Source organism: Collinsella sp. wc0583, assembly GCF_046116915.1.
GTDB lineage: Bacteria > Actinomycetota > Coriobacteriia > Coriobacteriales > Coriobacteriaceae > Collinsella.
Map to the genome: position 1 here is coordinate 13,104 of NZ_JBJXBN010000006.1, position 19,750 is coordinate 32,853.

Genomic DNA, 19,750 nt, shown 5'->3' on the forward strand with positions numbered 1-19,750 from the left:
CTACCGACGCTTGGTGAATACGAACACACCGATGACGGCAAGACCGATCACGCCGGCCGCCACACCAGCGATGGCGAGCGGATTGAAGCCAGACTGCTGCACAGGAGCCTCAGCGGACTTCTTATCAGACTTCTTGCTGTCCTTCTTGTCGGACTTGTCGGAATCCTTCTTGGAATCCTTGCCGTCCTTGGTTTTGGTCTTGGTCGTGGTCGACGACACAGGCTTCTGCCCAGGCGAAACGGCACCGCCGCTCTGCTGGCCGTTTGTGCCGTTACCGGGGTCAGAACCAGCACCGGCATTACCCGAGCCGCCATTAGAGCCAGAGCCACCGCTACCGCCAGGGTTAACGGCATTCTTGGTCCACTTGGCATAGAGCGTCATATCGGCCGTCACGACGTCCTTGGCGAAGTCCCACTTCTCGCCTTCGGCGGTGTACCAGCCGAGGAACGTATATCCGTCGCGGGTTGGGGCAGCCGGCTCGGAAACCATCTTGTTCTTGGCAACATAACGCGGTGCGACGTACGAACCGCCCTGTACATCGAACGCAACTCTCCAGGACTCGGCACCCGCTAGCTTAAAGAGGCGTCCCGAGTCATTGGCGTAGTACAGGTTGCCCTTCTCATCACAGATGATAGAAGCGGTGCAGTATTCACGATACTTTGCGTCGGGCGTGAATATCATTTGCGCCGCATCGTCGCCCAGTTTATAAGCGTAAACGCCACCGGGCAGAGCGTTGCAGGTGAAGTACACGTACGTGTCGTTACCTTGAACCGAGACGAGCGGGGTGCTCTTGGACTCGCCCTTGTCTGCGCGGATGCTCTTTTTAACGCTCATAGTGCTCAGATCGATGACAGAGAGCGTTCCGTAACCCTCGATGTCCATGCCGCAGACATACGCCAGGCCGTTGCTCACTGCCGGCGTAGAGGTGGAGATGGCCGCGAAGGCAACGGGCTTGCCCTCGAGGGTCAGCTTGTCCCCGCTGCGACGAATCTTGTAGAGCGTTCCGTTATCGCGGGATACCGCGAGATACGTGCCGTCGCCGTTCTCGCCAACCTCGACGGCAATGATGCCGGAGCGAACGGGCGTGCCTACGCTTACGCTCGAGAGCTCTTTGCCGTTGGAGCCATCAATGAGGGCAACCTTACCGGACTCGTTACCGATGATGATGTCGTCACCGGAGGCCGCAGCGCCCGCCCAGTAGTAGCCCTCGTTCTCGTTGGTCTCGGACTTCTTTTTGTCTGTTGTCCAGTCCACTTTGCCTGAAGCCAGGTCAACGCACACGAGCGCACCTTCTGAACCGTCGACAACAGTGAAGCCTGCGTAGGCCTTGCCGCCGGAGATGGTCACGGACGTGAGAGCTTGGGTATCTTTGATCCCGAGCGAAGGGGTCTTGTATCGACAGGCTATCGAGTACTGCCCATCCTTCTTGTCCAGAACAAAAATGCCGAGCGAGCCGTCCTCAAAAGGAACAACCAGATAGCCGTCTTTATAGGCGGGACGGCAGAAGTAGCCAATGTTCGCGCCAATAGAGCAGCTCGCAAGCTCCTTCTTTCCGGTTTCAGAATCTATGAGCACAATGCGGTTGCCCTTAACCGCGCAAATATTACCGTCGATAATGAGCAAGTCCGAAACGCCTTTTGCATCGCCCTTGATATCCGCGGGCTCATCCCACGCAGATTCAGCCGCACCAGACGGAGTCGGCACTTCGGCAACCGAGCCATTGACTTTGCCGCCGGCAAACGCAGGCCAGGCAGAGTCGAAGTTAGACTTAGGCGCGTTGGGGTCGGTCGTGAGGGCATCGGGGTCAGGCAGCTTGTCGCCAGCCGTATAGACCCAGGCGATAGACTTCGCGTCCTTCAGCTGGACGCTGCCCGCGCCCAAATCGGAAGGCTTGCCATCGATAAAGAGCTTCCAGTAAGCCCCAGTCGTGGAGTCCCATGCGAGCGTTCGCTCATCAAACGGCGATGTAATTGAGTTGAGGAACCAGCCCCATGTACCCGTACCATAATCCGCAGAGATGCCACTCTGCTTGAAGGCAAGTTCAGTCGCATCAGCCACGGTCGCGGTATCAACCATGGTGTAGTCAGCTGCAGGCGCCCACGTCTGAACATTACCGCCGCTGTCAACACCGATAATCTGCAGGGAAGCCTTTGTCTGCCCAGGCATAGTACCGTCAGAGCCGTAGACCCAGGAAACTTTGTCACCGGCCTTGAGCGTGTAGTTACCGGCGCCCACATTTGCGAGCTTGCCGTTGACAAAGAACTGCCAGTAATTCCAAGTGGAAGCGTCAACCTTTTCGGTCGAGAGCTTTACGTCCTCATCAAACGGAGAGGTGAGCGAGTTGAGGTACCAGCCGTAGGAGCCCGTCCCGGTGTCGGCGCCAATGCCAGCCTGCTTGAACACCTGCTCAGAGAGCTCAGCCGCGGTCGAGCCCTCCTTCACTTGGATAGTCGTGGGCTGAGCCCAGGTCTGCTGGCTACCGTCCTTAGCCTGGCCAACAACCTCGCAGCTCACGGAGAGCTGGTCGGTGGGCGCCGGGCCGCCGTACTTGGAGTAGCACCAGACGACCGAGTCGCCGGCCTCGAGCACATAGCCGCCCGCACCAACCGATGCGGCCGTGCCGTTGATGAAGAGCTGCCAGTACGCTCCGGTCTGCGAATCATAGCCAAGCGTTCGGCCCGCGTCGACAGGCGAGGTGATGGAATTGAGGTACCAGCCCCAGGTTCCCATGCCGTAATCGGCGGTGAGGCCGTGCTTCTTGAAGAGCGCCTCAGAGAGGTCGGCGGCGGTAGACCCCGTTTTTAACGTGTACGGCTCGGCGGCGGTCCAGGTCTGCTGGTTGCCATCGGCATCGATGCCGATAACCGAGCATGTTGCTGTAACCTCAGGAGCGACCTGACCACTCGTTCCAAGCACGGTCACTGTCGCAGAGACGTCCTGGTTGGCGAGCTTTGCGTACGTGGCATTATCCGGATAGCGCTTGGCGTAACGCGCGTACTTCTCACTGGAAAGGCGAGAAGTAATGGTGACCTTGGTGTTGTACTCAGGCTGCGTGACAAGAAGGTTCTCCGCAGAGACGACACCAGTGTCGCTCGACTTGAAGAGGCGCCACTGCTGGCCGCTCATGTCGTCGTAGCCCTCGAGCTCAACCGGGACGATGCCCGAGCCCGCAGCGTCGGTAGACGCCTTGTCGTAGCTCCACGCGAGCTTACCATCGGCGTCGAGATACGCCTTCTGGAAGGCATGCATATTTGCGGTCACGCCGGCGGCGTCCTGGCCGTCGAGGATGGCCTCGGCGTAGCCCGCCTTGGCGGCCTCCATGAGCTTAAGCTCATTGTCGAGGTCGGCCTGATCCTGCGGCGCAACCGTGAAGTCAAGCGTCTTTGTGGCAGTGACCTCAGCGTTGTTCTTATCCGTAACCGTGCAGGTGAGTTTCGTGGAGACGGCGCTCTTACCGGCCTCGGGACGGAAGACCGTGCCCTTATAGCCGTTGAAGGTCACGTCATCGGTGCTCGCGGAGTACTCGACCTTATAGTATTTTCCGTCGACGCCGAGCGTGCTCGTGCGCGGCATCTGGAGGTCATCGGTCAGGCCGTCCTTATTGGCGACCGCATCGGTACCGGAGTACTTGATGTTGTTGTAAATAAACGCCGCGTCGACCTTCTCCTGCAGCGCCTTCTTGTCGGCAGCAACCTTCTCGGGGTCGCCCTTGACGGTCACCGTGAAGTCGTGCGCGCCCTTAACGTCAGACGGGCCACCGCTCACAAACGAAACGGTCGCGGTCAGCGTTACGGTGCGATCGCTCGAAACGCGCGTCACCTTGCCGGTGTAGTCGTCCCAGCCATAACCGGACGGCCAAATGACATCGCCGTCGGAGCTCTTCCAGCTAACCTCAAACTTGCTCTTGGAGCCTGCGCGGTACGGAAGCGTGAGGTTGGACGTAACGGACTCGGCCGAATCGCCCGCAGCGTAACCGATGGCAACCTGCTCGGCGGCATCGTCGAGCATCTGCTGCACACGAGCCTCGTCCCAAGCAACCTGCACCGACTTACTGGGCTGGTAATACTCGGTCTTGCCATCGCGCGACAGCTCAAACACGACGTCGGCGCTACGCAGACCGTCAATGTTGTAACCGGTGTAGTTGTTGGGGTCGATGTAGAAGAACGTCACATCGCCGTTGGTCTTACCCTGGGCGTCGGAGATACCGACCGTTGCCTTGTCATCCTCTGCATTAAAGGCAACGCCGCCCTCGGAGACCTTGACGTCAATATCGGTAAATCCCAGATCGGCAAGCTGCGCCTTCAGCGCGTCATTGACGTTGCCGCCCTTAGCGCTGTAATCAACGGCAATCTGTTTATTGGCATCGTTGAGCTTTTGGACTGCAGCCTCAAGCGAGCCTGCGGCGATAACCTTGTTGGTGGAGACGAGCTCGACCGTCGAGCTTCCGCTCGTGGCGACAGCCTTCAGATACTTGCCAGCAGCAGATGCCGAGACCGTCGCCTCGGCGCCCGACATATCGGACAGCAGCGTCCAGTCGGCCGCGGGAGCCTTCGCGTCGTCGGCCGCATACCAAGCAACAGTCGCCTGACCGGTGACGTCGATACCGTTAGTGGCCGAACCGTCGGCGCGCTTGGCCTGCGCCGTCGCCTTAACGCTATCGCCCGCGACGAGATGGGTCGAATCGCTATTGATCTGCGGCGCAGTGGTCACACGCAGCAGGTTATACTCCCCCGCCGCGGTAACGCTATCGGGCGAAACCCACTCAACGGTGTTATCGAGCGCGCTCGCGGTGACCTTGATCTTCTTGCCGACAAGCGCATCCGTAATAGTCAGGCTGCCATCAGTCGTATCGACGCCGTCGGTGAGCTCGGCCCAATCGGTACCGTTCTCGCTCGCGTACCACGCCATGGTGAGGTCGGCATCATCGGGCACGTCCTTGGTCGAGCCCGACCAAGGACCCGGAACCTGCACGCTCGGTGTGATCTTTGAACCCACGCTCAGCGTAACGTTCTTATCGGCAAGCTCAATGCCCGCCAGCTTGTACTGGCCCTTAAGCGTCACGGGGCCAAGCGGAGCAACAGACTGCGTGCCGCCGTATGAGCTCTTCTTCTGCGTGCTGGAAACGGTATTTTCGCTCGTCACCTTCACGCGCAGATACTTGCCGGCATAGGCAGCGTCAACGGTATAGGTCGCCTCGGTGGCACCGGGGATATCGGTGTAAGCGGAGTCGAAGCTCGAGCTACTATTTGCATACTGCCACTGGTAGGTCACATTATCGGTGCGGTCGATATAGCTGTACTTCGAGCCGTCCTTTTTGCGCACCTTGGTCTTGAGCTTATCGCCCACGTGCACGCCGTTGGTGGCAGGAGAACCCTCAAACTGCACGTCGTAAAGCTCAACCTGACCCGCAACCGAGACAGGACCTGCCGCATAGTAGGGCTTCTCCTCGCCATAGCCGCCATTGGCCTTAGCCACGACGTAGTAGCCCTTAAGGGCGGCGGTCACCGTCAGGGTGTTACCGGTCTCACCCTCGATAGGCGTGTTGCACGAGCTCGCGTATTTCGCGGTGCCCTTATACCACTGCCACGTGACATGCGAATCGGTGGTAACGTCGGTGGAACCCGCCTTGGCGGTCGCCGTAATCGTGGAGCCAACCTCGACTTTGCCCGAAGTCGGGCTCATAGTCACGCTCGAGACATTAATTGAACCGGCGGCTGCAACGAGAGCGCCCGTCGAGTTGGTCATGCTCGAAGAGCCGATCTTCGAAGACACCTTGCACTTGAGGTACTTGCCGCCCAAAGCATCGGTTAGCTCGAGGGTCTCACCCGTAGCACCCGCAATGTCGGTATACTTGCCACTCTTGGTGCCAGAGCACTGCCACTGGAAGTTGAGCTTGTTCGCGTCGATAAACGTCGAGGCGCCCTTTTCCTTGGCGCGCACCTGAGCGGTATCGCCCACCGCAAACACGGAATTATTATTCTTGGGATTGATAAGCGATACGGCATAGATGTCCACCGCACCGGCCTGTTTGACCTTGCTGGAAGTGGTCTTGTTCACCGTGTTGACGCCAGCGTTGGCCTCGACCCTGATGTACTTGCCCTCAAGGTCGTCGCCCACCACGAGCGTAGCGCCCGTCTCGCCCTCGATCTTGGTAAATCCCGAGTACTGCGAGGTGGATGCGGACCACGTGTAGGTGACCTTGGCATCGGCGGGGGCTTGCTGATAATAGCTTATGTACGGAGTCGCCGTCAGGGTATCGCCTATGCTCGGCGTGTCGCTATTCAGCTTGACGCTGTTAAGCTCCATCTGACCGGCGCCCAGCACGGGACCGGGGATGTAATTAGCGTTGATGCCCGAGCCGTACGCAGCGGGACCATAGTAGTCCTTGCCGTCTGCCGTAACCTTGCAGATGAAGTACTTGCCCACCATAGCGTCGGTAACGGTGAGCGACTGCTCGTGGCCTACGACCTCGGTGTAGTCGGCGATGTTGCTGCTGGCCCTGGTCGTGCCGGCGAGCCAGGTGTAGGTCCAGGTGCCGGGATTGGTAACGGACTCAGTCGAAGTGCCGTACCAGTCGTCCTCGACCTCATCGTACATATTTGCCCAGAGCGTATCACCCGCATTGAGCGCGCCGGACTTCGTGGAATACGAGCTGTCTTTATCCTTGGCGTCCTGAATGAAGACCTTTGCCTCACCGGAAAGCGTTGTGGCGGATGCGGCGGCAACGGCGTTCTTCTGCTCCGAAGCAGCAGGCGCCGCCGCAGAGTTCTCGGACTCAGTTGCGTTGTCTGCGGCGGTGTCAGCACCATTCGCGGCACTCGCAGTTGCGCCCTGACCTGCGTCGGCGCCATCGGCAGCAGCGTCACTGGCACCCGCGCCGTCCTCCGCAGCAGCACCGTTCGCACCGGCATCGGCGGCAGCAGCGCTATCGTCGGCTGCCGCGCCCTCGCCGCCCGTCGTAGCCTGAGCCACGGCCTCGGCAATGCCCTCGGCGCCCTCGGCCCAAAGTTGCGCCGGCGTGGTGCCAAAAGCCATGGCAAAAGCCAGGAACGCCACCAGACCGCGCTTGGCTACGCCACGGGCAATCGCTCCATGACGACGCCACGAGGCGCGCTGGCACTCGTCCTCAAACATATCCATTTGTCTCCTACTGTCTGCACTGGGAGCATTGCCCAGCGGCTGCCCCACATCATCGCGCATATTGCGCTTGAGTACCCCCATCGGGGTCCCCCTTCCCTCCAGAGCCCAACGCGTACCGGCGGCATGCGCCGCGCCCGCGTGCAAGATGGGAGGCGATCCGACTTAACCTTACCGACCCGGGCGCGTCGTCCGATCTGCGACGCGAACATCCCGGGCCAAGAGGAATTACGGTTACTGGTACAGCCGGGGACTTGCACCCCGATTCTCCCAAACGCGCAGGAAAACCGCGCATTCGTGCGTCTCCGCACCACCATCTAGGCCATCGATTATTACTGTCGATATGGTAGCACGTAAAAGGGCCCCGCACACAGGCGAAGCCCAAGGTAAAAGCTATGGTTTGCGATAGAAAAGGGTGAGGATGGAATGCCGAGCAAAAGGATCCGTCTTCCTCTGATCCCGCGAAATCGTTACCGCTTGCCGCCGTGACTGTTGCGCCAAATCTCGCGGCCCAGCATCAGCGCCAGCACCAGCGCGCTCACGTAGCCCATAAAGCCAATGACCGGGATACCGAACACAACCGGCTCGATGCGCGCGTAGTACACCACCGACGAGCCGATAAACAGGCCGGCAATCACAATTGCCATCGACATGCGGTCGATAATTCCACCCAGCTGTCGCAGCGCCTTATCGCTGCTCATGATCTGCGTGTTTACCTTAAGCTGACCGCGCGTGAGCATACGCGACGCCAAGCCCAGATACTCGGCCGCCTCGAGCGAGCCTTTTGCCGCGCGATAGCTGCTCGCGGCAAGATCGCGCCCCATTTCGCGGACGCGCGCATAGGCGCTCTTCTCGTTTTTGATGTGCGCTTGGATGATCTGGATCATGTTGACGTTGGGCATGTACTCGGTCAGCAGACCCTCGAGCGTCACCATGCCGCGGGCGAACATCGTCACCACGCTCGGCAGCTCAACGTCGTTTTTGCGCGCCAGGTTTAGCAACGAGGTCAAAAACTCGCCGATATCCAGGTCCTTAAGATCGAGTCCTGCAAAGTCGGCTACGATAAAGTCCAAATCGGACAAAAAGGCCGAATGATCGAGCTCGGCCGAATCACCGCGCGTCACGGCAAAACGCATGAGCGAATCCTTGAGCTTGGGCACATCGCCCTCGGCCACGGCGAAAATCATATCCTTGACGATACCGCGGTCGTGGCTCGACATGCGCCCGACCATGCCCAGGTCAATAAAGTAGACAATGCCGTCTTTGAGGATGATGTTTCCCGCATGCGGGTCGGCATGGAAAAAGCCGTCGTCGAGCACCTGCGTCGAATAGTCCTCGACGATCGCCGAGCCGATCTTTTCCAGGTCATAGCCCTCGGCCACCAGGCGCTCGGGATCGGCAATGGAGATGCCGTCGATGTAGTCCATGACCACGACGTGTTCGGTGCAAAGGTCCAGGTAGGATTTGGGACACGAAACGCCGTGCACGCTTTTGTGGAAGTCATAGAAATCGTTGAGGTTTTTGGCCTCGGCCAAAAAGTTGGTCTCCTCGCGAAATGAGGTCCACAGCTCTTCGACCACACCGTGCAGGTCAACAAACTGATCGGTGTTGACGAACTTGGAAACGATGCGCACCACCGAACGGATGATGTCGATGTCCTGCGCCATGACCTGTTGCGCGCCGGGGCGCTGCACCTTAACGGCTACGTCCTCGCCGGTCACCAGACGGGCGCGGTGCACCTGCGCGAGCGACGCGCTTCCGAGCGGGTTGGGGTCGATCGCGTCGAACATCTGCCCCAGGCGCTGGCCGTATTCCTCTTCCAGACAGCGGAGCACTACCTCATATGGCACCGGCTCTACGTCGGAGCGCAGGCGACGGAGCTCGTCGCAAAACCGCTGCGGCAAAATCTCGGAGCGGTTAGCCAGAATCTGCCCCATCTTGACGAACATGGGACCGAGCTCTTCGAGCAGACGACGCAGACGCACCGGCGTGAGGTTATCCCATACGCGGTACTTTTTGATCAGGCGAACGATCTGCCCAATGCGCTCACGACGACCTGCCGGTGTGAGCTGATACTCCTCGTCCGGCGCCATCGCGTCGGGCTCCTCGGGGACCATATCGACAGCGCGTGGCTTCTTACGAGCGCCCGAGACGGCGGCCTCAACCTCATCGACAACCGCCGTCTCGTCACCCAAGGGATCTAGATTGTTGTAATCGGTGGTGGAATCTGCCATCTGCGCTGCTACTCGGCCTCTTCGGTGTCCTCTGCATCGTCGGGCTCAACGGACTCGACGGGCACCGAAGTCACGTTGTCCTCGACCGAGTCGACGATGTCGCGCACATGGGCCAAAAAGGCCGTGCGCTCGGGGGCGGTCATAACCCGGACGCGAGCCAGGATGAGCTCGTCGAGCACGCGCTGCGCCGCAGTCTCGCCCTGCATGCCCAGGCGCTCGGTCAGGTCGGAAATGGTGCCGCCGGCCTGCTCGAACATATCGGACACGCTGCGGGCGATATCGGGGGTGCCGGCGTCCTTGCGGACCTGCTCGCCCTTAGTATTGAGGTCGTCAAGGACCTTCTTGCCGCCCTCAACGGCAACGGCAGCGGCGCCGAAGCCCACGTTGATGGCACCGTTAACAAGCTGATCGAATTTCATAACCATGGTTGGCTCCAATCATGAACAACTGCATTGGCGTTCTTGTACCCAAGATTGGGTGAACGACACAAAATCGTTTTATCACCAAGATAGAAATCGAGCGGGGCGAAGCCTTTGACGGCGTTTGTCCCGCTCGTTCGCCGCAAGGCCGTCTTTACCTTACGTTGTCATTCATCGCGAAGGAGTTCTTCATGGCACAGCTCGTGGTGTAGAGCACCTTGCCCAACAGAGCATCGGTCTCCACGCGCACGAGCTCGGCAAAGGCCTCGTTGGCGCGCGCGAGCTCGGCGGGCACCTCGGCCTCGGGCAGGGCGGCAACGGCAGCGTCAACGTCATGAATCTGCTTGTGGCCCATGCCGCCGACCTTCTCCTGATAGTCCTCGACCGCGCGACCGCACTCGTGGAAGCGAACATCGGCCAAGGCACCGATCAGGCGATTTGCCCAATAGAAATTCTCCGACGTCACGCGGGCCTGCGTGTCGGCATAGTACTCGGGCATGGTCTCGACATTGGCGTACAGCGGCACGAGCGCGTTAAACGAGTTGGAGCCAAACGCCATCCACTGCACGGCGCGATACGCCGGCTGTACATAGGGACGCAGCTGCAGCACGGCGAGCTGGCCGTTGCGGTTGATGCCGATGGGACGATAGGCGCCGCGCGTGGCGGGCGTGCCCTTGCTGCCGTAGCAGTCGTACTCCGTGCCCTGGTAGTGGCTCGAAAGCACGTACTTGATGTCCTCGATGGTCACCTTGCGCTCGGGCACGCGGCTCCAGGGGATATCGTCGCTCTCGGGCGTGTAGTCGGCATCGGGACCGTCCCACACATCGCTGGGGTTGAGGCAGCGCTGCATGTACCAGGCGCGCGGCGTGTTGTAAACGTGGTCGCTGTCACTGTGCGAGCCAAAGGCCTCGCGCGGGTTGAAGACTGTCGCCGGACCGTCGCCCTCGACGCCCAGCGTCAGATCCAGATGCCACTCGGCCATCCAGGAGCGCAGGTCGGCGGAGCACATGTGGTCGGCCTGGGCGCCCTCGGCATCGTCCAGGTCAAAGCTATCGATACCCAGCTGGTTGGGCATGGTCACATAGGCGTCATCGGGCACGCGCTTGGCGATCCAGTGGTGGCCGCCGATGGTCTCGAGCCACCAGATCTCGTCAACATCACTAAAGGCGATGCCGTTGTTCTCGTAGGTGCCGTAGCGCTCGAGCAGGTCGCCCAGGATGCGCACACCGTCGCGGGCGGACTTGGCGTACGGCAGCACCAGGGTCACCATATCCTCCTCGCCCAAACCACCGGGCTGCGCCGGAACATAGCCGTCCTCGCCCTCGTTGCCCTTGGCGGGCACGTAGTCCACGAGAGGATCGGCGCCGCGGACGCGCTCGTTGGTGGTGAGCGTCTCGGTTGCGGACATGCCAACATTGAGCTCATTGAAGCCGGCCTCGGCCCAAATGCCATGACCCGGGACAACGTCGGGGACGCTTGTGTAACGCATGGGATTGTCGGGCAGCTCAACGGTCAGGTGGCTCAAGACGCTCGTGTAGACACGCGGCTGCTCGTCGGGGTGCACAACACGCATGCGCTTGGGCTCAAACACCCCGTTGGACGAGTCCTCGTTGCGGGCAACCAGCGTCGACCCGTCGTAGCTCGCGTTCTTACCAACCAAAATCGTTGTGCACGGCATGCGCATCCTCCTTGAGCGAAGAAATCAAACGGCAACAGTGTATCGCTTCGGCGCAAAAAGGGCGAAACAGCCGCCCCGGCAACCCCTGTGGTCAAAAACGACTATTTCGATGCGCGCTCCGCCGACTCGATCACGTGCTTGGCGAGAATCGCCGTCGTTACAGCCCCCACGCCGCCCGGCACGGGAGTAATTGCGCCAACAATCGGTTCCGCAGCATCAAAATCCACGTCCCCGACCAGCTTGCAAGCGGCCTCGTCCCAATTAATGCCAACATCGATGATCGTCTGACCCCCACGAACCGCATCCGCGCCAATCGTGCGCGCACGTCCAACCGCGGCAACAACAATATCAGCCGCACGACACTCGGCAGCCAAGTCACGCGTATGCGTATGGCACGTCGTCACCGTGGCATTGCGAGCCGTAAGCATGGCGGCAACGGGACGGCCAATCACCAGCGACCGACCGACGACCGCAACCTTGGCCCCATCCAACTCAACGCCGTAATGGTCCAGCAACGCCAACACGGCCTCAGCCGTGCAAGGAGCAAAGCCCTCGCCTCGCCCCGAAAGCGTGGTGAGCAGCGAGGCCGGCGTCATGGAGTCGACGTCCTTGGCGGGATCGAGTGCCGCGGCAACTGCATCCTCGTCAAGCCCAGCGGGCAACGGGCGAAACATCAGGCAGCCATGAACAGCGGGGTCGGCATTGATGTCCTTAATAGCCGCCAACAGCTCGTCCTGCGAAACATCGGCGGGAAGCAAAACGCGGCGAGCCTCGATGCCAACCTTCTCGCAGCGCTTGAGGGCGCCGCGCTCGTAGGATAGATCGTCCTCGCGCTCGCCCACACGAACGATGGCCAGCGTCGGCACGATGCCCTGTTCGCGCAGGGCGGCGCAGCGAGCAGCAAGCTCCTCGGTCAAGGCACGGGCAACGGGAGCCCCTTTGAGCAGCTCTGCCATGGCTACCCCCTCTTCCTGGCGGCGTCGGCGGCGCGGCGCGCCAGCGCATCGGCGCGCGGCAGCCACGTATCTAGCAGCTCATCGCACGCCGCCTCAAGCTCCTCGGCGCGCGCCCGGTCTTTCATAGATGTGGTGTTGGCAAAGAGCGTCAGGCTCGCGCCTTGCATGGCGGCGCGGCAGAACACGGCGCCGCATGCCACGTCGGACAGCAACTGGCGCGAACCCTTGTCGGCCATGTCCTCGAGCAGCGCCAGTGCGCGCCCGCAGGCATCCATGATCCGGTACGGCGGCATGGCCGCCACGCGCAACGCGTCCTGAATCGCCGCGGGTCGAGCCGGGTCATCACGAGGAATACCGTATGCCGCAGACACCTGGCCGTATGCACGAACATCCTCGGCAACCAGACCCACTAGTTCCTGCGCCAACTCGTCTGCCTGGGCAAATGCACGCGTAAGATCGTCCGCCCGATCGCTAAGCGCGGGATTGGTCGCCCCGTAGCGAGCGACCATCCCGCAAAGCGAGGCGCCCAGCGCGCCCACAAAGGCGCTCGCGCTACCGCCGCCGGGAACCGGCTCGCGCGCGGCCAGCGCCTCGGCAAACCCACGGCAGGTCTTGTCCATCATCTCTTGGCTCATACGTATGCACCTTCAAGTCATATAGATCGGTCGGGCGGCAACCGCCGACCAACCGCATCAAACACGTAATGATGCTAAGTCTAGCCCATAAGCACATGAGCGTCAGCACATCTGGCCATCGCGGATTTCTATGACGAACGATAGGCGTCAGCGCCGCAAACATGGGACACATGGCCCACCTTTCGAGACTCCCGAATGGCACAAACTGGGGCATATCTATAAGTAAGGAACCCGTTGGGGCACGGCCGCGCAACGGCCACAAGCGATGAACGGAGGCATAAGCCGCACAGTACACAGAGACATCCGCCGCCAGCGCAATCAGTACCCCAACAGCATGCGGCGCCGTGATGTCATCGGCAGACAAGGAGGACGCCACCATGAAGAAAAAGACCCTATCGATCCTTTCCCTTTGCATCGCCCTCTTTGCCGCGTTTGCCCTTGTCGGCTGCGGCGGGAGCGCATCGGGCGGGGGCGGCAGCGCCGCTAAGAGCGAGAGCAAAGAAAAGGCCCCCGTTGCCAAGAAGACTGACTTCATTTGGTTTAAGGTCGAGATGCCCGAGGGCGTTGGCGTAAGCGACTCCGCTGGCAAGAATGCCGACAGGGTCCAGCTCACCTTCCCCGAAGACGAGAACGGTTCGGCCGATCGCTTTATCCCCGTTTGGAAAAAAGCGCTGACGGCAGAGGAATCCCACGCCGACCAGGCAGAAAAGAAAGGTGATACGTTCCAGTGGAAGGATGGCGGGTCCGTCGAGTATAACGGCAGGACGTGGCTCGTCGGAACGTACGAGGACAACAGCGGCGTCTCAACCCTTCTCTTTACCGACGTTGAGCCGGGAAGCGTCTACGTCCTCATCTCGAACTTCGATCTGCATAAGAAAGAAGCCGAGGCGCTCCTCAACTCCATCGAGTTTCCCGATGACATGGCGAAGGCAGTTGCCGAGGCACGCGAAGTCGAGATTTCGAGCATCGAGATCAAGCATTAGGGGCTCGCACGCAGCATCGCGTGCGCATTCATTAAATGATCGGACGCCCAGCCAGGGGAGGATTGGATCGGCCGACCCTCCCCTCTTTTACGCCCGAGCATATTGCCACTTGTCGGCGCAAATCAGGCCCCCAGAATGGGACACATGGCCCACCTGAACGAGCCGCCCGCGCGTACAGTAAAGGCAGGTAATCCATGGGCGGTTACAGATCGAGGAGGACACGACCATGAAAAAGAAGGCCTTTGCGATTCTCACCCTCTGCATCAGTCTCTTTGCCGCAGTTGCCCTGGTGGGCTGCGGTGGCAGCGGCGGCGCTACCGGAAGTGGCGGTGGCGGCGGAGCAGAAAAACCAGCCGTGGATATGAGGACCGACTTCATTTGGTTTAAGGCCGAAGTCCCCGAGGGCGTCGAAATCACGGACGTCGCAGGCGATACCGCCGACAGGGCCCAGTTTAAGTTCACCGAGAGCGAGCATGCCAGCGACCGCTTCATCCCCGTCTTCGATCCTGACAAGAACGCCGATGAACTGTTTGACTACGAGGCAAAGTGGAAGGCCAACTCCGGATGGACCGAGAGCGATCCCGTTAAGTACAACGGCAAGACCTGGCGCAGCGCCTACTTTACGCACTCGGGCGGCGTGACGACCGAGTACTTCACTGACGTTGACGGCGGCAGTGTGTACGTACGTATCGACAATGTCGAGGAGCACAAGGACGCCGTCGAGACCATGATGAAGTCTCTGGAGTTTGCCGACGACATCGCCAAGGCCAAGACCGAGGCCATGGACGTCAAGCTCGAGGATATCGAGATCAAGCGCTAAGCGACTGGCGAGCACAACGGGAAACACGGACGCAGTGCAAACAAGCGACGGTATCCCAGCGCTTCGTACCCAGGGAGGGCCGGTAAGCCGACCCTCCCCATTCTTATGCCGGTAGCCGACGAACGCAGGATGCTGGGCTCCAAAACCATCCCAGACGTGATAACAGCACAAATAGACAAGTGCCCCAACACGTCCGCCCGCCGATTTATAGCGCCGCGCAGGCAATTTAAACCGGCGTCTTTAAACATCTGGGCAGTATAGTGACCAAAACAAGTGCATAACCGCACCCTGCGAACGGAGGAGATATGACCGAACACCATGCCATCAGCCGCCGAGCGTTTACGCTGGGCCTAGGGCTTGCGGCGTTGTCACCACTTGCAAGCCTGCCTGAAACCGCAGCGCCGGGCATTCCCCTGCGAACGGCATTTGCAGACAACACACCCGCACCGTCGGACAGCCTCGACAATTTCGTCATTCGCCTTCGCCCCGCGGGCTATTTTCGCACCGCGAGCGTCAACCAAGACGGCAACGTTCGCGGCAACGTCTGCCACCTGTTTAACGACGGCACGTCCAGCAAGCTCATCCTTGAGAACGTAACGACCAAGAATGACGATACAAACTGGTATGCTATCCGCACCTTGCTCAATTTCGAAGAGCATAAAAAGACGGGCTACAGCATTTGGTCGGTCGACGACGACTCGGACAAAGATGGAAAGGTCATCCACGTATGGGGCGGCGAGTATGACAACAAGCCCAGCCGCGCTTTTGCGTTCGAACGTCAATCAAACGGAACCTATATCATTCGAGACCGCACGGTCGAGAAAGAAACCGAGAAAAAAGACATTAAGTACCTGGCAATAGAATCGGACGGCAAAGACCAGGACAACAATAAGATCTGCCATAAGAGTAAGAGCATTCCGTGGGAGCTAGAACTTGTCGGTTACGACATGGGCAAGATCAATACCACAGTTAGAAGTATCGACTGGACCACGTATAGCAGCTACGTCGACGGACCATGCTGGATGAAATACGTCGACGACAACAAGTACCTCGACGAGCTGAGTATCCCGGGCACGCATGATTCGGGCACCTGCAGCGTGGACAACGACACCGAGCCCCAATCCTCACAAGCAAAGTGCCAGCAGGATTACATCCCGACGCAGTTGCTCGAAGGCATTCGCTATTTTGATATCCGACTCGGAAGGAACGACGAGAACGGCGACCCCGGTATCGACCATGGAAGATGCTACCTGCTCAAAAAAGACGGGGGCTTTATGCATCTCTCCGATGTCATCGGTTACTTCAAAACATTTTTGAACGAAAACCCGTCAGAAGCGCTCATCATGCTTGCGTCACGAGGCAACGACGAGGCTACCGACGAAAGCGTTACGACGGCTTTCGCCAAGGTTATGCACGATAATCCCGATCTGTTCTACACGTCGAGCCGAATCCCCACACTGAACGAGGTGCGCGGAAAGATCGTCCTGCTGCGTCGATTTGTACTCGCCGGCAACAGCGTAAGCAGCCACACGTGGGGCCTCGATCTCACCCAATGGGACGACAAAATCAAGGCGCATTCCGGGCAGTCGATGTGCCTCGTCCAAGACGCGCGAGGCTTTGAGACTACGGGCAATGCGGGCGACAAAGAGCCCTATTGCACCAAGGTATACGCCCAGGACCATTTTGAATGCACCGGAACCGACAAGATTAGCTGGGTCGATATGGCGCTGCGAGAGACGACCAATCTCACGCGCAACAAGGTGGACGTCGAGGACAATGATGGCGCCAAGGTACAAGTCCTGGAACGCTGCTGGTCTATCAACTACACCAGTTGCACGAATTACAAACAAGGAAGCAATCCTTTTACCGCGGCGCGAGTGGTCAACGAGCATCTGTACAAGAGCCAGTACATCAATCCCAGCGGCAGCGATAAAACAAAGTCAGATTGCCTCAAGCACGTTGGCATTATCGCGTCCGACTTTGTCGATTCGGCACTGGCCCGGAGCATCTACCAACGCAATTACGACGCGAAGCACAAGCCAACAGTTTCATGCTGCCTCCCGGACCGCATGCACATGACGTATGGAGACTCGCTGAGCGATGCCTCGCTCCAAGATGGCAAGACCGTTGGCGAGGGCCATTTCCGCCTTGTCGACAGCAGCAACGTACTCAACGTGGCCGCTTCTGGCAGCGCGTTTGCCATCGAATACGTGGATGTCGACGCCCTGGGCAACGAGACCGTTACGGAGCTGCGGGGCTCCGTGCCCATCGATATCAATCCACGCGCGCTGACGCCCCATTTTGAGGGACTCGAAGGCCTTAAGGCCGGCGAAGACGTGCGCGCCAAGATTGCGGCATCACTCGAGGGCAAGCTCGAAACCGATGCCTGCACGGCCCAGCTCGAGTTTGTGCACGACGCGAACGGCGCTCCGGGAACGGCGATGGCCGAGGGCGAGGCATTTGCCGCGGGGACGTATTGGGTGCGTGCGAAAGGCCTGTTGGGCGACGCGGCGCAAAACTACACGCTTGCCACCGACGGAGCCGCAAGCTTTACCGTAGCGGCCTCGGGCAGTGTAGGCGGCACCGGCACCGACAGCGGCCCGGGCTCCAACGCAGGCAGCGCTGATAAGAATGGCAAGGGCAACAAGGGCAAGAGCTCGGGCGGAAAACTCGCCGGCACGGGCGACGGCTCCGGCATCGCCGCCGGGCTCGCCGCTGCCGCCGTGGCGACGACGGTCGCCGGCGCAGCAATGCTTGCCAGCGACCGCGAAAACAACGAAGGCGCTAGCAAATAGGCAAGCCGGCCTTTTGGGCGCATTAACTCAATCGGGGCGCAGAATACCGTTCTGCGCCCCGATTTTTACCTTAGCCCGAACACCGTTATCGGCTACATCACCATGTTCAGCGCATTCACGAACTCCTGAGCTTGGGAGCGGCTGCTCAGACTAAAGACACAGGCAGTCAACAGCCTGTTACGTAGGAAAACGTCGCGACCCTTGATCCTGCTGACCCCCGTGATGTCCTTAAGGTAGACAATCTCGGTGTGCTTGCCGCCAAAAATGCCCTTCTTGAGTACCTCAATGCGGTTAGGGTAGATCTTGACGTCTTTAAACCTACCCGAACCTTTGTCCTGGAACAGCAGCGTGTTGTTGTCCATACGCGTCACTGCCGTGGGGTTCGCTAAAACTGTCTCTATGGTCACATTTTAGTCACTTCGGGAATCCTGCACGAAGGCGCTAAGCGACATTGAAATTCGAGTCCGCGCGAGGCTTTAAGATAGGCATGATTAGCCGCATCGATGCGACTGGCAATGCTTCTAGGAGTACGCCTCGTATTATTCGCCATTAGAGGAGGTCTTTCCTGGTTTACGCATGGGAATTCGAGTTCTTTGATTCGGACGGCGTTATCAACGCTGTGCCATGTGGCTCGCTGAGCGGAGGTGGAACGTTCGGATCCGACCTAAACGACGCCGTCGAAAGCGCCGCTGATTTTCTCGCATGCATGGTCGATGACCACCTAATGGGCGGCGTTGACCATGCATGCGCCGAACTTTGGCCACGAGCCGCAGCGCGGTGGCAAGATTATCGCCGTGGCCGTCAGTCGCGAACTCAACGATATCCCCTCCGTCCACGCAGCGGATGCTGCGCGCATGCTTGGCGTTAGCTCGGCAAGAGTATCGCAACTTATAAATGCTGAACTGTTGGATTCATGGAAGGATGGCACCAAGCGCATGGTGTCCAAATCTTCCATCGAGGCACGACTCGCCGACGCTCCAAAGGCAGGGCGCCCAAAAGAGGTCCCTATTGCTGTATAAAGCAATAGCGTTGCGGGTTTTTTCATTTGTCAGATTAGCTGACAAGCTCTCCCAATTCGGGACTCACTGCGTCCCGAATTGGGCTGAACACATTGCCGCAGGTAGCCACGCATCCTCAATCCAAAGTACGAGAGGTGTTTCCCATGGCAGACATCAATCAGGCCATCACCGAAAGCGCACCTAAAGTGCGTTCTGCCGAGGACATGGCCGCACGACGCAAGAGCGATTCAGAGGGATTTCGGCTCATCTCGCCAGCGCCCCCTACAACGAAACGTGGGCATACGTCGAAACCAGCGCTACGCGGCTGCATTTACGGGCTTGCCGTCGGCGACGCGCTGGGCGTTCCTTACGAGTTTAGGCCCCGCGGCACGTTCAAATGCACGGACATGATCGGCTACGGCACGCATGGGCAGCCCGCCGGCACCTGGAGCGATGACACGTCCATGACGCTTGCTACCTGTGACTCGATTAGGGAGCTCGGGCACATCGACACCGCAGACATGCGCGACAAGTTCGTACGCTGGATTGCCCGTGGCGAGTATACGATCGACGGCGTTTTCGATTACGGCGGCACGACCGCCCGCGCTTTGCACACCGGCAAAGGAGGCTCCGGCGAGCGCGACAACGGCAACGGATCGCTCATGCGCATCGCTCCCCTAGCGTTCACCGATGCGACGGACAACGAGATCCGCGAGGTCTCGGCAATCACGCACGCCCACAGAACATCAACCGATGCATGCATCATATTTGTTGAGCTGATGAGGAATGTGATGAACGGCGCGCTCCCCTCGCGGGCACTCCATCTGAAAGGCGTGCCTGAGCAGGAAATCAGGTCAGGTGGCTTCGTGCGCGACACGCTTAAGGCAGCCACCTGGTGCTTCGTCAACACTACCAGCTACGAAGATTGCGTGCTTGTCGCCGTCAACCTGGGCGACGACACCGATACCACCGCAGCCGTTGCCGGCGCCCTCGCCGGCACGGTATACGGCATCGACGCAATTCCGCAGGAGTGGACCGACGCCTTGCGCGGTAAAGAGCTGATAGAGCAGTGTTTGTTTTAGGGCGCACTTACGA

The 19,750-nt window shown here is 59.7% G+C and carries 12 protein-coding genes; 5 read left to right on the top strand and 7 right to left on the bottom strand.

Annotation, left to right across the window (positions count from 1 at the left end):
* From ACKUUJ_RS06340 to ACKUUJ_RS06365, 6 genes are all read right to left on the bottom strand, one after another.
* The gene (locus ACKUUJ_RS06340; RefSeq protein ID WP_409065041.1) at nucleotides 1-7,140 is read right to left on the bottom strand and encodes a DUF4430 domain-containing protein; all 7,140 of its coding nucleotides are present in this window, start codon (nucleotides 7,138-7,140) and stop codon (nucleotides 1-3) included.
* Between the two features lie 467 nt (nucleotides 7,141-7,607).
* On the bottom strand, nucleotides 7,608-9,371 hold the full coding sequence (locus tag ACKUUJ_RS06345) for an AarF/ABC1/UbiB kinase family protein (protein WP_270225611.1): 1,764 nt from the start codon (nucleotides 9,369-9,371) through the stop codon (nucleotides 7,608-7,610).
* Between the two features lie 8 nt (nucleotides 9,372-9,379).
* Entirely contained in the window at nucleotides 9,380-9,790 is a 411-nt protein-coding gene (locus ACKUUJ_RS06350; RefSeq protein WP_409065042.1) for a hypothetical protein, read from the bottom strand.
* A gap of 154 nt (nucleotides 9,791-9,944) precedes the next feature.
* Nucleotides 9,945-11,468: a C69 family dipeptidase gene (locus tag ACKUUJ_RS06355; RefSeq protein WP_409065043.1), complete on the bottom strand. Its 1,524-nt coding sequence runs from the start codon at nucleotides 11,466-11,468 to the stop codon at nucleotides 9,945-9,947.
* 101 nt (nucleotides 11,469-11,569) lie between these two features.
* Nucleotides 11,570-12,424, bottom strand: a complete 855-nt coding sequence (locus tag ACKUUJ_RS06360) for a bifunctional 5,10-methylenetetrahydrofolate dehydrogenase/5,10-methenyltetrahydrofolate cyclohydrolase (protein WP_409065044.1) — start codon at nucleotides 12,422-12,424, stop codon at nucleotides 11,570-11,572.
* A 2-nt stretch (nucleotides 12,425-12,426) separates the two neighbouring features.
* Entirely contained in the window at nucleotides 12,427-13,059 is a 633-nt protein-coding gene (locus ACKUUJ_RS06365) for a cyclodeaminase/cyclohydrolase family protein (RefSeq protein ID WP_409065045.1), read from the bottom strand.
* 377 nt (nucleotides 13,060-13,436) lie between these two features.
* Here ACKUUJ_RS06365 and ACKUUJ_RS06370 point away from each other — a divergent pair, with 377 nt between their 5' ends.
* The 3 genes from ACKUUJ_RS06370 (at nucleotide 13,437) to ACKUUJ_RS06380 (ending at nucleotide 17,657) form a co-directional block, all read left to right on the top strand.
* On the top strand, nucleotides 13,437-14,042 hold the full coding sequence (locus tag ACKUUJ_RS06370; RefSeq protein ID WP_409065046.1) for a hypothetical protein: 606 nt from the start codon (nucleotides 13,437-13,439) through the stop codon (nucleotides 14,040-14,042).
* Nucleotides 14,043-14,268: 226 nt separating this feature from the next.
* On the top strand, nucleotides 14,269-14,862 hold the full coding sequence (locus tag ACKUUJ_RS06375) for a hypothetical protein (RefSeq protein ID WP_409065047.1): 594 nt from the start codon (nucleotides 14,269-14,271) through the stop codon (nucleotides 14,860-14,862).
* Nucleotides 14,863-15,167: 305 nt separating this feature from the next.
* Nucleotides 15,168-17,657: a phosphatidylinositol-specific phospholipase C gene (locus ACKUUJ_RS06380; protein ID WP_409065048.1), complete on the top strand. Its 2,490-nt coding sequence runs from the start codon at nucleotides 15,168-15,170 to the stop codon at nucleotides 17,655-17,657.
* A gap of 92 nt (nucleotides 17,658-17,749) precedes the next feature.
* Here ACKUUJ_RS06380 and ACKUUJ_RS06385 read toward each other — a convergent pair whose 3' ends face one another.
* Nucleotides 17,750-18,019, bottom strand: a complete 270-nt coding sequence (locus ACKUUJ_RS06385; RefSeq protein WP_409065049.1) for a hypothetical protein — start codon at nucleotides 18,017-18,019, stop codon at nucleotides 17,750-17,752.
* Between the two features lie 378 nt (nucleotides 18,020-18,397).
* On the opposite strand from ACKUUJ_RS06385, the gene ACKUUJ_RS06390 reads away from it, so the two are divergent.
* Both ACKUUJ_RS06390 and ACKUUJ_RS06395 read left to right on the top strand, forming a co-directional pair.
* Complete coding sequence (locus ACKUUJ_RS06390) at nucleotides 18,398-18,676, top strand: helix-turn-helix domain-containing protein (protein WP_409065050.1); 279 nt, start codon at nucleotides 18,398-18,400, stop codon at nucleotides 18,674-18,676.
* Nucleotides 18,677-18,819: 143 nt separating this feature from the next.
* Complete coding sequence (locus tag ACKUUJ_RS06395) at nucleotides 18,820-19,737, top strand: ADP-ribosylglycohydrolase family protein (RefSeq protein ID WP_409065051.1); 918 nt, start codon at nucleotides 18,820-18,822, stop codon at nucleotides 19,735-19,737.
* Nucleotides 19,738-19,750: the final 13 nt, after the last annotated feature.

Bases quoted from the DNA above. Each gene is read 5' to 3' on its own strand.
- ACKUUJ_RS06345 (WP_270225611.1), bottom strand. From the start codon at position 9,371: ATGGCAGATTCCACCACCGATTACAACAATCTAGATCCCTTGGGTGAC.
- ACKUUJ_RS06360 (WP_409065044.1), bottom strand. From the start codon at position 12,424: ATGGCAGAGCTGCTCAAAGGGGCTCCCGTTGCCCGTGCCTTGACCGAG.
- ACKUUJ_RS06355 (WP_409065043.1), bottom strand. From the start codon at position 11,468: ATGCCGTGCACAACGATTTTGGTTGGTAAGAACGCGAGCTACGACGGG.
- ACKUUJ_RS06375 (WP_409065047.1), top strand. From the start codon at position 14,269: ATGAAAAAGAAGGCCTTTGCGATTCTCACCCTCTGCATCAGTCTCTTT.
- ACKUUJ_RS06385 (WP_409065049.1), bottom strand. From the start codon at position 18,019: ATGGACAACAACACGCTGCTGTTCCAGGACAAAGGTTCGGGTAGGTTT.
- ACKUUJ_RS06380 (WP_409065048.1), top strand. From the start codon at position 15,168: ATGACCGAACACCATGCCATCAGCCGCCGAGCGTTTACGCTGGGCCTA.
- ACKUUJ_RS06365 (WP_409065045.1), bottom strand. From the start codon at position 13,059: ATGAGCCAAGAGATGATGGACAAGACCTGCCGTGGGTTTGCCGAGGCG.
- ACKUUJ_RS06340 (WP_409065041.1), bottom strand. From the start codon at position 7,140: ATGGATATGTTTGAGGACGAGTGCCAGCGCGCCTCGTGGCGTCGTCAT.
- ACKUUJ_RS06370 (WP_409065046.1), top strand. From the start codon at position 13,437: ATGAAGAAAAAGACCCTATCGATCCTTTCCCTTTGCATCGCCCTCTTT.
- ACKUUJ_RS06390 (WP_409065050.1), top strand. From the start codon at position 18,398: ATGCATGCGCCGAACTTTGGCCACGAGCCGCAGCGCGGTGGCAAGATT.
- ACKUUJ_RS06395 (WP_409065051.1), top strand. From the start codon at position 18,820: ATGGCAGACATCAATCAGGCCATCACCGAAAGCGCACCTAAAGTGCGT.
- ACKUUJ_RS06350 (WP_409065042.1), bottom strand. From the start codon at position 9,790: ATGAAATTCGATCAGCTTGTTAACGGTGCCATCAACGTGGGCTTCGGC.